We start from the raw sequence: 12,517 nt of genomic DNA on the forward strand, positions 1-12,517 counted from the left end.
CGGGCGTCATGCTGGTGAGCGATGCTGCCGCGTCGATGGCCGTGGCAGCGAGGGGGGTTAACAGCAGCGCGTGCTGCCCTTACCGCCGTAGCGTGCATCCTGACGTTCGCGAAAAAACGCCTCATAACTCATCGGTGTCTGTTCGGGGTGTGTCAGGCGCATATGTTGCACGTAGTTGTCGTAATCGGGGACGCCGACCATCAGCTTGGCGGCTTGTCCCAGATATTTCCCGGCCTTGGCGAGCGTATCGAACATGGTTCCTCCGTGCTCCCCCGACGCTTTAGCGCCGGGGGATAGGGGTTAAGCTTGGCGGCGATGGCCCGGCGAGAGAGGCGCATCCGCCTGCGCTTGCGTGGGCAACGGTTGATAGGGCACCTCATGGGCGCTGGCGTGTGGGTTGCGTAGCGCCGCCAGTGCACACTTCAGGGAGAAGAGCCCCAATACCACGACCACCAGCATGAAGAACAGGGTTAGCCCGGCATCCAGACGATTGTTGAATACCAATTGCGCCAGTTGTGTCTGGGTGTACTGTGCCGGGATGTTGCCGCTGTCGATCATCGCTTGGAACTTGTTGGCCACGGCCAGGAAACCGACGCGCGCATCACTGCTGAAAGTTTTCTCCCAACCGGCGCTCATGGTGCAGACCAGCAGCCAGGCGGTCGGCAACAGGGCGACCCAAGCATAGGCTTGGCGCTTCATGCGGAATAGCACGACGGCACACAGCATCAGCGCCATGGCGGCCAGCATTTGATTCGCGATGCCGAACAGGGGCCACAGGGTATTGATGCCGCCGAGTGGATCGACGACGCCTTGGTGCAAGAAGTACCCCCAGGCCAACACACACAGCGCGGTGGCCAACAGATTGGCCGGCAACGAGTCGGTCCTCTTCATCGATGGCGAGATCACCCCCAGCAGATCTTGCAGCATGAAGCGTGCCGCTCGGGTACCGGCATCGACTGCCGTCAGAATAAACAACGCCTCGAACAGAATGGCGAAGTGATACCAGAACGACACATTCATCAGCCCGCCCAGCGCGCCATGCAGGATATAGGCCATGCCGACCGCCAGGGTCGGCGCCCCACCGGCGCGTGAGATGATGCTCTGCTCCCCCACCTCCTCGGCGATGGCGTGTAGGGCATCGGGGGTGATGTGGAAGCCCCAGCCGCTGACGACCTGCGCGGCGGAGGCCACCACATCGACGCTCCCGGCGGGTGCCAGCAGGGCCAGCGGGCTATTCATGGCGAAGTAGACCCCCGGATCGATGACGCAGGCCGCAACCAGTGCCATGATGGCGACGAAGGATTCCATTAACATGCCACCGTAGCCGATGAAGCAGGCTTGGTTCTCGTTGGCCAGCATCTTCGGGGTGGTGCCGGAGGCGATGAGTGCGTGGAAACCGGAGACCGCGCCGCAGGCGATGGTGATAAACAAGAAGGGGAACAGATCGCCCGCCCAGACCGGCCCACTGCCGTCGATGAAGCGGGTCAGCGCCGGCATCTGTAGCGTCGGGCGCATGATCAGGATGCCGATGGCCAGTCCGACGATGGTGCCGATCTTGAGGAAGGTGGAGAGGTAGTCGCGTGGCGCCAGCAGTAGCCATACCGGTAACACCGAGGCGACAAAGCCGTAGCCTACCAGCAGCCAGGTGAGCTGAACGCCGGTAAAGTCAAAGTAGGGCGCCCAGGTCGGACTTTCCGCCACCCATCCGCCGGAGATAATGGCGAAGATCAGACACAGTAGGCCGATGATCGACACCTCACCGATGCGCCCTGGGCGCAGGTAGCGAGTATAAATCCCCATGAACAGCGCCAGTGGAATGGTAAAGGCGACGGTATAGGTTCCCCAGGGGCTGTGTGTCAGCGCCTTGACCACGATCATCGCCAGCACCGCCAGGATGATCACCATGATCATGAAGGTAGCGACCAGGGCAATCACCCCGGCGGTGTTACCCATCTCCGTTTTAACCAGCTCACCCAGTGAGCGGCCATCGCGTCGCGTGGAGACGAACAACACCATGAAATCCTGTACCGCCCCGGCTAACACCACACCGGCCAGCAACCACAGCATACCGGGGAGGTAGCCCATCTGCGCCGCGAGCACGGGGCCGACCAAGGGACCGGCGCCCGCGATAGCCGCGAAGTGATGGCCGAAGAGCACCTTCTTATCCGTCGGCACGTAATCCAGGCCGTCATTATGACGCACCGCCGGGGTCATGCGTGTGGCATCGACGCCCAATACCCGTCGAGCGATATACAGCCCATAGTAGCGGTAGGCGATCAGATAGACACAAACCGCCGCGATGACGATCCACAGCGCGTTGATCTGTTCTCCACGATGGAGGGCGATATAGGCGAGAGAGGCGGCGCCGAGTAGCGCCAGTACGATCCAGATGAGGTATTTGCCGATCTTATCCATAACATTCCTTTAGCCTTTATTTTTTATGCATAGATCAATGAGGTTGCAAATAGTTAACGCCGCATAGTGGAGCATAGTGGATCGCGCCAGCGACATGGTTACATTTTGCAATATTGCTGTGGGATTGCAGGAGTGATCACTGATCATCTCTGCATTGATGTAACGCGAGGGCTTGTTACGTGATAGGGCGGGGAAGAAGGCATGAGAAGGCTAGGGGTATGCGCGAGCCGTCTTGGGGATGAGCCCGTGTCGAGTAAGGAAGGGAGGAGAGAGTACGAGGAGAGAACATGCGAAGGCCGAGCATCATCGGCCTCCGAAGCGGTCGATCAGGCGTGAGTTAATTCTCGCGGGCTTTCGTAGCCGTGCGCCTGAGCATCATGGATACACTCGGCGCGTTGGCGGAAGGTCTTTTCCGAGCAACAGATGATATAGCCGGTGTTCTCGACTTTACACCAGCGCCATTGACCATTGGTGGTGTTATAGAATTTCCAATAGGTTTCGTCTTGAGATTGATTCATTTTTTATAACCTGAAGGTCGACATGCGCATGACTTTGCCGGTCAGGCGCGATGGTTAACTGCGTTGAGATAATCGTGGGCGGCGTGAAGCGGTTTTGCCTGCCGGCAAGGAACCCATCGGAATGATGATGGATACGCCGCGTTTGCGCAACGCGCAATGGCCTGCAATATGTAACAATCTTCACAGCCGAATAGCGGCAGAGGCCGCCCTACGGTGCATGATGCGCGCGATGGCGCGTCAGCGTTAGTTATTTTACTCTGCAGAGTGGGGGGGAACAATGTGCCATTGTTAACAGTTTATAAAAAATAACCCTTTTTATTGTGGGTGATAACGCGCGATTATGGTATCGCGCATGCATGGTCACGCCGATTGCGCAAACGGAGAGGCAGCATACAGGCATGCTAGGGATGTTCTCGCTGCGGGCAATGTTCTACCATTACGTTACTCCAATCTATTTGACCTGATCCTATGGAATTATCATGCGTCAATTAATCGTACTTATCCCCCTGATCACTCTGCTCAGTGCCTGTAGCAATCATCCTGCGAAAAACGCCACCCCAGAGACGGCGGCGGAGGCCTTGAGCCGTAGTCAGAGCGGTGGCTTTGTGTTGCAGCCGGAACATAACGACTACCAGCCTAATGGTGACTTTGCCCGCGATCCCGCCGCCGCTCAGTTTATCGATGAGATGGTGCAGCAATATGGCTTCGATCGTCAGCAACTCGCCACGGTGCTCTCGCAGACCCAACGCTTGGACTACGTGCTGCGTTTGATGGATCGTCAGGCCCCGACGGGCCGGCCAGCCGCTGGCCCCAATGGCGCCTGGCTACGCTACCGCGCCAAGTTTATCACCCCGGATAACATCCAGAATGGGGTACAGTTTTATAATCAGTACTATGCCGAGTTACTGCGCGCGCAGCAGATCTACGGTGTGCCCCCCGAGATCATCGTCGGTATCATCGGGGTGGAGACCCGTTGGGGGCGAGTGATGGGTAAGACGCGGACCATCGATGCGCTGGCGACCTTGGCCTTCGCCTATCCACGGCGTGCCGACTATTTTCGTGGCGAGCTACAAACCTACCTACTGATGGCGCGGGAAGAGGGGAAAGATCCGTTGACGTTGCGCGGTTCGTTCGCTGGGGCCATGGGATATGGCCAGTTTATGCCGTCGGCCTTCCAAGCCTATGCCGTCGACTTTAACGGCGATGGACATGTCGATCTGTGGAACCCGGTGGACGCCATCGGCAGCGTGGCCAGTTACTTTAAGGGGCATGGCTGGACGCCGAATGGCGTCGTGGCGGTGCCGGCAAAGGGGCAGGCGCCGGGATTGGATCATGGCTTCAAGACGCGCTATACGCTGAGCGATCTGGCACAGGCGGGTTTGACGCCTCAGGGATCGCTGGGGGATTATCGCCAGGCTAGCCTGTTGCGTCTCGATGTCGGGGATGGCTATCAATATTGGTATGGCTTGCCCAACTTCTACACCATCACCCGTTATAACCACAGTACCCACTATGCCATGGCCGTCTGGCAGTTGGGTGAAGCGGTGGCCCGTTCGGCGGGACATTGATCGGCCCTCTGCTCGTATCGCTCCCGCCGCTCAGCATCCGCGCTGGCGGGAGTCCCCCTTTCTTGCCCTCCCTGAACATCATTGCGCGATATCGGCTTGCCAAGTACCGCTTATTTTAGTATTTTCTTAATTAAGAATTATCTAAACTATGGGGCGACGATGAGCGAGACGAGTGAGTTGCAACAGCTACAGGCTAGTGCCAGTCAGGCGGCGGCCTTACTGAAGGCGATGGGGCATCCGCAACGTTTGTTGATCCTGTGCATCCTGTTGGGGCAGCCCCGCACCGGTGCCGGCGACTTGGCGCGTGCGGTCGGACTGACTCCCTCGGCGACGTCCCAGCATCTGGCACGCATGCGAGCCGAGGGGCTGATCGACTCCGTCCGTGAAGGTACCCATGTGCGTTACATGATCCAGAATCCAGTCGTCGCGCAACTGATCGCCACGCTGAAAACACACTATTGCCCATAACGGGAGGTTGTCATGCAAGTCAATGTGCTTAACGCACGTCAGGCCAGTGAAATGGTGGCTCAGGGCGCGCAACTGATCGATATTCGTGACGCGCAGGAGTATGCGCGTGAACATGTCGCCGCGGCGACGTTGGTGCCGTTGACCCAGTGGCAACAAGGCAGCGCCTTACCCGCATTAAAACCGGAGACGGCGGTGATCTTCATGTGTCAATCCGGGATGCGTTCGGATAGCCATGCGGCGCTGTTGGCGTCACGTGTCGCCCCGGCACCAGCCTATGTGTTGCAGGGGGGGCTGAATGGCTGGAAACAGGCCGGTCTGCCGACGATCGAGGATCGGCGTCAACCGTTACCGCTGATGCGTCAGGTGCAGATCGCCGCCGGCTCATTGGTGTTATTGGGGGTGATTCTGGGATATGGCGTGTCGACGGGCTTTTTCCTGCTCTCCGCTTTTGTCGGCGCGGGACTGTTGTTTGCCGGTGTGAGTGGTTTTTGCGGTATGGCGCGTCTGTTGATGAAGATGCCGTGGAATCGTGGCCTGAGCCGCTAATCGCAACGTATCTAATCGCCGCCCGGCGAGCGCACGGGCGGCGGTAAGGGTACTGCTTAGTGGGTATCCGGGAAGGCGCTCTCGTCACGTTGCGCCATCGCCTCATACTCTGCCCAGCGTAGATCGACCACCCGTTGAGCGCTGGCCATCATGCGTTGCGCCTCTTGCGGGTGCGCGCTCATCAATGACTGGTAGCGGGTCTCATGTTGCCGGTACTCCAGCAACGGCAGGGATGGCCGTAGGCTATCGAGGATGAATGGATTGACGTGCCGTTCGCGTAATACCGGGTTGTAACGCATCAATGGCCAATGGCCGGCATAAACCGCGCGCTTCTGCTGTAACAGCCCTTGACGCATGTCGATGCCGTGGGCGATGCAGTGGCTGTAGGCGATGATCAGCGAAGGGCCCGGATAGGCCTCCGCCTCGCGTAGCACCTCCAGTGTTTGCTGCGGATTGGCGCCGAAGGCGATGCGTGCCACATATACGTCGCCGTAGGCGATGGCCTGCATGGCAATGTCCTTCTTCGCCATGGTCTTACCGCTCGCGGCAAACTTCGCCACCGCACCCAGAGGGGTCGATTTAGACATCTGCCCCCCGGTGTTGGAGTAGACCTCTGTATCCATCACCAACACATTGACATCACGCCCGGAGGCCAACACGTGATCCAGACCAGAGGATCCGATGTCATAGGCCCAGCCATCGCCACCGACGATCCACACCGAACGGCGCACCAGGTGATCCAACAGGCTCAGCAGGTTATCGACCTGCGCACTGCGCAGCACACTCAGTCGCTCCCGTACCTGTTGTAGGCGGGCGCGTTGGGCGCGGATTTGGCTCTCGCGTTGTTGCGGGGCCTGTAGGATCTCGCTGACCAGCGCCTCCCCGATCTGTGGGGCCAGCGCCTGGAGTTGCGTCTGCGCCATCGCACGGTGTTGATCGGCGGCCAGGCGGAAGCCCAGACCGAATTCGGCGTTATCTTCGAACAGCGAGTTGGACCAGGCGGGGCCGCGCCCTTCCGCGTTATGGCTCCAGGGCGTGGTCGGCAGATTGCCACCGTAGATGGAGGAGCAACCGGTGGCGTTGGCCACCATCATACGATCCCCGAACAGTTGGCTGAGGGCTTTCAAATACGGCGTTTCGCCGCAGCCGCTACAGGCGCCGGAAAACTCAAACAGCGGCTCGAGGAACTGCACGCCGCGTACGTTGGAGAAATCCACTCGCGCCCGATCGGGCCAAGGGAGTTGTTCGAACCAGTCGAGCGCCCGTTTTTCTGCGTTGAGATGAGGCAACTTCTCCTGCATGCTGATGGCCCGTTGGGGCTCCGTTTGACCCGGCTCGCTGTGGCGTACCGGGCAGGCTTCGACGCACAAGCCGCAGCCGGTGCAATCCTCGGGATAGACCTGGAGGGTGTAGCGTGTTTCGGGGAAGCCACGCGCACTGATCGGGGCAGAGCGGAAGTCATCCGGTGCGCCAGTGAGCCGATCTTGATGATAAAACTTGGCGCGAATGGCCGCGTGCGGGCAGACAAAGGCGCAGTTACCGCATTGAATACACAGTTCGGGGCGCCAGATGGGGATCTCCAGCGCGATGTTGCGCTTCTCGAAGCGGGTGGTGCCGGTGGGGTAGGTGCCATCGGCGGGGATCAGCGAGACCGGGATACGCTCGCCGCGATCGAGTAACATCGCTGCGGTCACCTCACGCACGAAGCGGGGGGCGCTCGCGGGCAGTTGCCAGCCCTGCTCCTCGGCCTGGGTATCGCGGGGCGGTGGCGTGACGGCGTGTAGATTTTCCAGGGTCTTATCCACCGCCAGGAAGTTTTTGCGCACCACCTCCTCGCCCTTTTTACTGTAGGTCTTGCGGATGCTGCTCTTGATCAGCTCGATAGCCTGCTCTTTCGCCATCACCCCCGAGAGCGCGAAGAAACAGGTCTGCATAATGGTGTTGATGCGGCTGCCCATCCCGACGGCCTGAGCCACAGACGCCGCATCGATGACGTAAAATGCCAGCGACTTGGCGCGGATCTGGCGCTGCAGCGCGGCGGGCAGATGCCCCCATACCTCCTCGGCCGGATAGGGACTGTTGAGCAGGAAGGTGGCGCCGGGCAGCGCATGCTCCAGCATCTCCACGGTGTGGACAAAGTTAAACTGATGGCAACCGATAAAGTTGGCGCTACCGATCAGATAGGGGGAGTCGATGGGGCGCGGGCCGAAGCGCAGATGCGAGGTGGTTCGTGAGCCGGATTTACGCGAGTCATAGACGAAGTAGCCCTGGGCGTAGTAATCGGGTTGACCACCAATGATCTTGATGCTGTTCTTGTTCGCCCCGACGGTACCGTCGGCGCCGAGGCCGAAGAACAGCGCCCGGATCTGATCGTCCGGTTCCGGTTTCCAATCGGCGTCCCAGGGCAGGCTCAGCCCGGCGACGTCGTCGTGGATACCGATGGTAAAGAAGGGACGGGCCGTGGCGGCCTGTTGCTGTTCGAACACGGCCCGCGCCATCGCCGGGGTGAACTCCTTGCTCGACAGGCCATAGCGCCCGCCGCTTAGGCGTGGCAAGGCGCGGCGTAGGCCATGTTGCACACCATAGACCAGGGTGGCCAACACGTCTTGATACAGTGGCTCGCCTTGGGCGCCCGGTTCCTTGGTACGGTCGAGCACCGTTAATACCTCGCAGCTGGCGGGCAGCGCCTGAAGGAGGGCCTCACTGGGGAAGGGGCGATAGAGATGCACCGTCAGTACCCCGTAGTGCTCACCGTCGCGGTTGAGTAGGGCCGCGGTTTGACGCAGGGTGGCGGAGGCGGAGCCCATCACCACCACCACATGGCGGGCATCGGCCGGGCCGTCGTAATCCACCAGGTGATAGTGGCGCCCGGTCAGTTCACCGAAACGCGCCATCTGGCGCTCGACGATGCCAGGTACCCGCTGATAGTAGAGGTTGACGCTCTCGCGTCCCTGAAAGTAGGTGTCCGGGTTCTGGGCGGTGCCGCGCATCATCGGTTGATCGGGGTTTAACGCCCGGGCACGGTGGGCGAGGACCTGATCGTCGTCGATCATGGCGCGCAGATCGTCCTCGCTCAACTTATGGATCTTATTGACTTCATGAGAGGTACGGAAGCCATCGAAGAAGTGGACGAAGGGGATGCGAGACTCCAGGGTGGCCGCATGGGCGATCAGCGCCAGATCCTGCGCCTGCTGCACCGAGGCGCTGCTCAGCATGGCGAAGCCGGTACTGCGGGCCGCCATCACGTCCTGATGGTCGCCAAAGATCGACAACCCCTGGGTCGCCAGTGAGCGCGAGGCGACGTGGAACACCGCGCTGGTCAACTCGCCAGCGATCTTATACATGTTGGGCAGCATCAACATCAGCCCTTGGGAAGCGGTGAAGGTGGTGCTGAGGGCACCGGCTTGCAGGGCGCCGTGTACCGTACCGGCCGCCCCGCCTTCGTGCTGCATCTCCATGATGGTGGGAATGTCGCCCCACAGGTTGGGCATGCCCCGACTGGCCCATTCGTCCGCCAGCTCCGCCATGGTAGAGCTGGGAGTAATCGGGTAGATGGCGCAGACTTCACTCAGTTTATAAGCCACCCAGGCGGCGGCTTCATTGCCGTCTAGCATGACCTCGTTATCCGGCTGGCTCATTCGGCTTCCTCCTCGCTAATCATCTCAATGGCATGGCAGGGGCACTGCAGGTAACAGGCGCGGCAACCGGTACACTTGTCGTAGTCGAAGCGGTAGCGCAGCCCCTTACCTAGCTTGATCACCGCCCCCTCAGGACAGGCACCGTAACAGCCGTCGCACTCGAAGCAGTTGCCGCAGGAGTAGCAGCGGGCGGCCTCATAGGTGGCCTGTTCGCCGCTCAGTCCGCCGATGATCTCGTCGAATCCGGCACGTTGTTCGGGGGAGACCTCCGGTTGGCGTGAGGCATCGGCATCGGTCTTGAACCACAGGTGCAGCCGGGGATACTCCAACACCGCCCCGCTGGGCGCCTTGTGATAGGGGTGGCCACGCAGCCAGCCGTCGATGTGGTGGGCCGCCTTCTTGCCATGCCCGGTGGCGATGGTTACGGTGCGCTCGGAGGGCACCATATCACCGCCGGCGAACAGCCCCGGGACGCGGGTCATCATGTGTTCATCCACCTCGACGATGCCGTCCGGACGCAGGGCGATCCCCGGGATACGCGTCAGTACGCGCGTATCGACGTCCTGTCCTAACGCCAGGATCAGACTGTCGGCTTGTAGGGTTTCGAAGCGGCCGGTTGGCTGTGGCCGTCCTTGCTCGTCGATGGTCATCTGTTCGACGGTAACGGTGGTACTGTCGATGTCACGGATGGTACGTAACCAGTTGATCTTGACCCCTTCCTCCATCGCCTCCTCCGCCTCAAAGGCGTGGGCCGGCATGTGGGCCATGTCACGGCGGTAGATGATCATCGCCTCATCGGCACCGAGGCGGCGCGCGGTGCGTGCGGCGTCCATCGCAGTATTGCCGCCGCCATAGATGGCGACGCGCCGCCCTAGCTGGGGGGCTTCACCGCGTTCGACGGCGGCCAGGTAGCTGACGGCGTCGAGGATCTTGCCGGCCTCGCGCGCAGGAATGTCGGTCTTCTTCGCCAGATGGGCGCCGATGGCCATAAAGACGGCGTCGAAGCCGCCATCGCGCATCTCTTGTAGCACGTCCTCGACTTTATGATTCAGGGTGAGGGTAATGCCCGTGGCGAGGAGGGCGTCGATTTCACGATCGAGGATGTCGCGCGGCATGCGATAGGCGGGGATGCCAAAGCGCATCATGCCGCCGGGCATCGGCCCCGCCTCGCGGATCTCGACCTGATGGCCCAGGCGGCGCAGGTGCCAGGCGCAGGAGAGGCCTGAAGGACCGGCGCCGATCACCAGTACCTTCTTGCCGCTGGCGACGGCATCGAGGCGTGGGCGCCAATGCTGCTCGAGGGCCATGTCGCCCAGGAAGCGCTCTACGGCATGGATGCTGACCGGTTGATCGGCCTGCAGGCGGTTACAGGCCTGTTCGCAGGGGTGGTAGCAGACGCGCCCATGGATCGCCGGCATCGGGTTGTTGGCGATGAGGGTTTGCCAGGCTTCTTCATAGCGTTGTTCTTGCACTAGCGCCAGCCAAGCTTGGATATTTTCCCCAGCGGGGCAGGCATGGTTACAGGGTGGCAGGGAATCCTGATAGACAGGGCGTTGGCTGCGGATGGGGCCGGTGCCGAGGGTGGCGCCCAGATCCGGTGGCAGCGTCATATCACGTTGGTTTTTGCTCATCATATTGCTTCTTTATCAGTTGTTGTACAGGGAAAGAGACAACCATAAAACAGACCGCCAGCGTCAGTGCGCAGCAGTCGGTGTCGAGTGATAAAAGATAGCGGCCCGACGCGATTGGCGTGGCAAGCGGGTACGGGGCGGCAAACAATAAAAATGAGATTGTGGATAAAATTACGCCAAACTGGCGGGTAAAAACTGCGTCAGATCAATAATGGCGCCGTTTCTTCTTCTGAGCGAGGCTGGCGAATCATTCTATTTTTTAGAAATAGAACAAATAATATTACATATCAATCTATTAGGCCGATTTTGCCAGCTCGGATGCCGGTGCGAGACGGCGAAAGTAGCTAATTGAAATAACTCATATAATTAACCATTAATCTGTGTAAATGGGATGTATTCCCCTCAAGGAACATGGCGCGGCAGTGTGTTTAAGAGCGTCTCAGCCAGCACCTGGACGCGGTGCGGCAGGGTGTGGCGTTGGCGGTAGATCAGGTAACTCCGCATCGGCAGGCTCGCGGCGTCCGTCAGGCAGGCCTGTAGCGTTCCTGCCTGAAGATCGGCGGCCACCGCGTAATAGGGCGCATAGAGCAGCCCGATGCCCTGGCGAGCCAATTCGATGGCCGGCAATAGGTTATCGCAGATACAAACACCGTTGACCTCACACTGCTGTATTTCACCGTGCGCAGCGCGGAAACGCCATAGGTTGCGTTGACCGCCCAGCATGCTGAGGGTGATGCAGCGGTGCGGCGCCAGATCGGCGGCCTGTCGCAAGGTTAGCGGATGGTGCGCCAGGTAATCGACGGAGGCGAAGATCCCCATGCGGAAGTCGATCAGCGGACGCGCGATGAGATTTTCATTCTGTGGCTGAAAGGGGCTGATCAGCAGGTCGCAGTCACTGTCGAAGATGGCGCCATATTGGCGTTCGGTGGCGCTCGGGATTCGGGTGCGCAGATCGAGGACCAATTCGGGTATCTGCGCCTGTAGGGGGGCCAGCAGATGACGCGCCAGGAAGGCATGGATACCGATGGGGGCGCCGAGGGTGACGCCCCCTGCGAGGCTACGTTTATGTTGATCGGCGAGTGCTTGCAGGGCACGTTGTTGTTCCAGTAGCTGTTCGGCTTGTAATAGGAAGTGCTGGCCGAATTCGCTGGGCGTCAGGCCATGTTTATGCCGGTTGAATAGGGGCAGCCCTAAGCGACGCTCGATGGAGGCCAGGGCGCGCGATACGTTAGGCTGGGGCATCAGCAGCAATTGGGCCGCCCGCGTGATACTCCCTTGCCCGGCGATGGCGAGCACAATACGTAACTCATCGAATTTATAATCTTTCATTCTGAACTCGACCATAAGATATATATCAATATCGATATATATCTTTAGCATAAATATTAGCTGATGGTGTCAGCGACTCAGGCTATGATGCCGGCGAATGATAACCGCTGCAGGGGGCGAGCGCCTCAATGGGCCGAGCCGGCGAGGCACTTGCCCCTTTTTCCCCCGCTTTCAGCGGGGATTTTTTTAGCAGATTTAAGGTGTTATCGTCATTCCGTCGCACCGATGCTTCTTGGCGTTCGTCCTGTTCTTTTGGCCAGGCCGCGCCCTATTTAGCCTGTGCTACGCTTTTATTATCCCGCCGGCGGGTGTGGAGATCGTGTGTGATAGCAGATGGCGACGCGTCCCGTGATAACGGTGAGGCGGGGTGCCCTGTGTCTGGCGTATCGCTGATGCCGTGTCGT

Annotated in this window: 9 protein-coding genes; 3 read left to right on the forward strand and 6 right to left on the reverse strand. The window is 60.0% G+C overall.

Annotated elements, in window-relative coordinates; translation table 11 throughout:
• Positions 1 to 57 precede the first annotated feature (57 nt).
• From DCL27_RS04710 to DCL27_RS04720, 3 genes are all read right to left on the reverse strand, one after another.
• Positions 58 to 255, reverse strand: a complete 198-nt coding sequence (locus DCL27_RS04710) for a YbdD/YjiX family protein (protein WP_005288677.1) — start codon at positions 253 to 255, stop codon at positions 58 to 60.
• Positions 256 to 300: 45 nt separating this feature from the next.
• Positions 301 to 2,415: a pyruvate/proton symporter CstA gene (cstA, locus tag DCL27_RS04715; protein ID WP_035598795.1), complete on the reverse strand. Its 2,115-nt coding sequence runs from the start codon at positions 2,413 to 2,415 to the stop codon at positions 301 to 303.
• 326 nt (positions 2,416 to 2,741) lie between these two features.
• Positions 2,742 to 2,933: a hypothetical protein gene (locus DCL27_RS04720; protein ID WP_005294393.1), complete on the reverse strand. Its 192-nt coding sequence runs from the start codon at positions 2,931 to 2,933 to the stop codon at positions 2,742 to 2,744.
• Between the two features lie 479 nt (positions 2,934 to 3,412).
• Between DCL27_RS04720 and mltB the strand changes: the two genes are divergently transcribed.
• The 3 genes from mltB (at position 3,413) to DCL27_RS04735 (ending at position 5,515) form a co-directional block, all read left to right on the forward strand.
• On the forward strand, positions 3,413 to 4,501 hold the full coding sequence (gene mltB / locus DCL27_RS04725; protein WP_035598792.1) for a lytic murein transglycosylase B: 1,089 nt from the start codon (positions 3,413 to 3,415) through the stop codon (positions 4,499 to 4,501).
• Between the two features lie 159 nt (positions 4,502 to 4,660).
• Complete coding sequence (locus tag DCL27_RS04730) at positions 4,661 to 4,969, forward strand: ArsR/SmtB family transcription factor (RefSeq protein WP_035598809.1); 309 nt, start codon at positions 4,661 to 4,663, stop codon at positions 4,967 to 4,969.
• Between the two features lie 12 nt (positions 4,970 to 4,981).
• Entirely contained in the window at positions 4,982 to 5,515 is a 534-nt protein-coding gene (locus DCL27_RS04735; protein WP_035598790.1) for a rhodanese family protein, read from the forward strand.
• Positions 5,516 to 5,571: 56 nt separating this feature from the next.
• Here DCL27_RS04735 and nifJ read toward each other — a convergent pair whose 3' ends face one another.
• The 3 genes from nifJ to DCL27_RS04750 form a co-directional block, all read right to left on the reverse strand.
• Positions 5,572 to 9,153: a pyruvate:ferredoxin (flavodoxin) oxidoreductase gene (gene nifJ / locus DCL27_RS04740; RefSeq protein ID WP_035598788.1), complete on the reverse strand. Its 3,582-nt coding sequence runs from the start codon at positions 9,151 to 9,153 to the stop codon at positions 5,572 to 5,574.
• Positions 9,150 to 10,787, reverse strand: a complete 1,638-nt coding sequence (locus DCL27_RS04745) for an NAD(P)-binding protein (protein WP_005288648.1) — start codon at positions 10,785 to 10,787, stop codon at positions 9,150 to 9,152. Before DCL27_RS04745 ends, nifJ begins: the two co-directional genes overlap by 4 nt.
• Positions 10,788 to 11,186: 399 nt before the next feature.
• Positions 11,187 to 12,113: a LysR family transcriptional regulator gene (locus DCL27_RS04750; RefSeq protein ID WP_035598807.1), complete on the reverse strand. Its 927-nt coding sequence runs from the start codon at positions 12,111 to 12,113 to the stop codon at positions 11,187 to 11,189.
• Positions 12,114 to 12,517 lie beyond the last annotated feature (404 nt).

The sequence above is a fragment of the Edwardsiella tarda ATCC 15947 = NBRC 105688 genome, from assembly GCF_003113495.2.
GTDB lineage: Bacteria > Pseudomonadota > Gammaproteobacteria > Enterobacterales > Enterobacteriaceae > Edwardsiella > Edwardsiella tarda.

Coding starts and splice junctions, on each gene's coding strand:
- DCL27_RS04710 (WP_005288677.1), bottom strand. CDS start 255: ATGTTCGATACGCTCGCCAAGGCCGGGAAATATCTGGGACAAGCCGCC.
- cstA (WP_035598795.1), bottom strand. CDS start 2,415: ATGGATAAGATCGGCAAATACCTCATCTGGATCGTACTGGCGCTACTC.
- DCL27_RS04720 (WP_005294393.1), bottom strand. CDS start 2,933: ATGAATCAATCTCAAGACGAAACCTATTGGAAATTCTATAACACCACC.
- mltB (WP_035598792.1), top strand. CDS start 3,413: ATGCGTCAATTAATCGTACTTATCCCCCTGATCACTCTGCTCAGTGCC.
- DCL27_RS04730 (WP_035598809.1), top strand. CDS start 4,661: ATGAGCGAGACGAGTGAGTTGCAACAGCTACAGGCTAGTGCCAGTCAG.
- DCL27_RS04735 (WP_035598790.1), top strand. CDS start 4,982: ATGCAAGTCAATGTGCTTAACGCACGTCAGGCCAGTGAAATGGTGGCT.
- nifJ (WP_035598788.1), bottom strand. CDS start 9,153: ATGAGCCAGCCGGATAACGAGGTCATGCTAGACGGCAATGAAGCCGCC.
- DCL27_RS04745 (WP_005288648.1), bottom strand. CDS start 10,787: ATGATGAGCAAAAACCAACGTGATATGACGCTGCCACCGGATCTGGGC.
- DCL27_RS04750 (WP_035598807.1), bottom strand. CDS start 12,113: ATGAAAGATTATAAATTCGATGAGTTACGTATTGTGCTCGCCATCGCC.